Source organism: Paenarthrobacter sp. MSM-2-10-13, assembly GCF_011605365.1.
In the GTDB taxonomy this organism is placed as follows: Bacteria; Actinomycetota; Actinomycetes; order Actinomycetales; family Micrococcaceae; genus Arthrobacter.
The window spans coordinates 1-1,498 of the sequence record NZ_JAAOXO010000022.1 but is presented as its reverse complement, the minus strand read 5'-3'; the positions used below and the strand labels follow the sequence as shown (position 1 = coordinate 1,498).

The 1,498-nt window shown below is 66.6% G+C and carries 2 protein-coding genes; both read left to right on the top strand.

The window, feature by feature from the left end:
- Window positions 1-275: 275 nt before the first annotated feature.
- Window positions 276-707: a hypothetical protein gene (locus HAV21_RS21980; RefSeq protein WP_166843166.1), complete on the top strand. Its 432-nt coding sequence runs from the start codon at window positions 276-278 to the stop codon at window positions 705-707.
- Between the two features lie 76 nt (window positions 708-783).
- Window positions 784-1,134, top strand: coding sequence for a hypothetical protein (locus tag HAV21_RS21975; RefSeq protein WP_166843165.1), 351 nt, complete (start codon window positions 784-786; stop codon window positions 1,132-1,134).
- The last annotated feature ends 364 nt before the right edge of the window (window positions 1,135-1,498 follow it).

The following is a 1,498-nucleotide window of genomic DNA, read 5'->3' as shown; positions in this document are numbered from 1 at the left end:
TCTGGTTGCTGTCCTGCGGATTCTAGGCGTCCGCTCCACCCCGTCTAGCCCCTCCTTCGTCGGGGCCTGCGGTGCAGGAAATGTCCCTCCGGCGCTCCTTCGTCGCTTATTTCCTCCGGGAATTTCCTGCTCCTTGCCCTGGCGGGTAGACAGGGCTCCGTCGGCCGCCGAGCAAGCAAGCTTGCCAGCAACCAAAAAACAATCCGGGGGAGAGGGAAGCTGGCCGGTCACCTAAGCCGCCCCACACACCCCACGTCTCTGCAAAGGCAAAAACCATGACCGCAGTAAGCAAAAAGACCGTGACCGTCGCGGACACGCAGGAAACCATCGACGGCCTGACCGTGCTGGGGGATTACCACATGAACGGCGGCTACGACTGGATGGAACTGATCGAAGAGCACGGCTGGGCCGTGCTCTCGAGCTGGGGCTCTGACGGCTGGGACCTGGGCCAGTGGCCCTACGTCATGGTGGCCGTGACCCGCACCGCTGACAGCATCGGCAACCTGTTCGGCATCGCCACCTATTGCGAGGGTGACGTGACGTGCACCTACTACCGGACGAAGGCCCGGCTGTGGGACGCGATCACCGAACAGGCGTTCTCCAGCTGGAAGAACGGGCAGGCCCAAGGACCGGCGGACCTGCCCGAGGCCGCCGCCGAGCTGCCCAGCCGGTACCGGATGCCCTACGCCGTGCAGGACGCCGCCTAACCAGCATCAACCCCTGCTGTGCTGCCCGGCCGGAGCCGGGCAGCACAGCGGCCCACCATCTTTCAAAGGAGCAACCATGAGCAGCGACACCACCGCCCCGAAGGGCATCACCGCATTGGTCTACCGCGACGCCCTGGGCACGGACTTCTCAAACCGGGGCATCTCTTCCCGCGTCATGGAAGTAACCGTGATCGGCGAGGACATCGACCCGGTGTTCGAAGCCACCGAGGAACGGCCCGCCGTCCGGCTCGTCAAGAACGAGCACTTCCACCGCGAAACCGTGATCCACGCCCAACCGGTCACCCCGCAAGGGGAACCCGTCCCGTGGTACATGTTCGGCGGCACGTTCATCTTCAGCAGTGACTCAAGGTTCCGCCGCGCCGCCGGGCACTATGGAGCCGTCCCGCTCCACGACCGCCGCGAATAGCCCCGGTGGTGGCCGGTCCCTTTGGGGGCCGGTCACCGCGGGCGGTCCGCCGTCGTGGCCGGCGTTTGCTGGTGGTTGCCGGCGGCGGACCGCCAATCCCGCAGTGACAAGGTGCCTGGTGGGCGGCCGCCGGCGGCAAGCCCTGGGCGGTGGAGTCGTTGGGTTGTCCCTGGGAAGGCGAGTCGAAGAGCAGGCTCGCAGGGCTCGCCCTGGTTTCCGCTGCGCTCCAACCAGTTGATGGGCGTCCGCTGGCGCGGCCGGCTGTTGGGTCCAGGGCGTGCCGTCGCAGAGCTCCGGACCCCCTGGCCCTGTCTTGTCTACGACGTTTTCTGGTTGCTGTCCTGCGGATTCTAGGCGTCCGCTC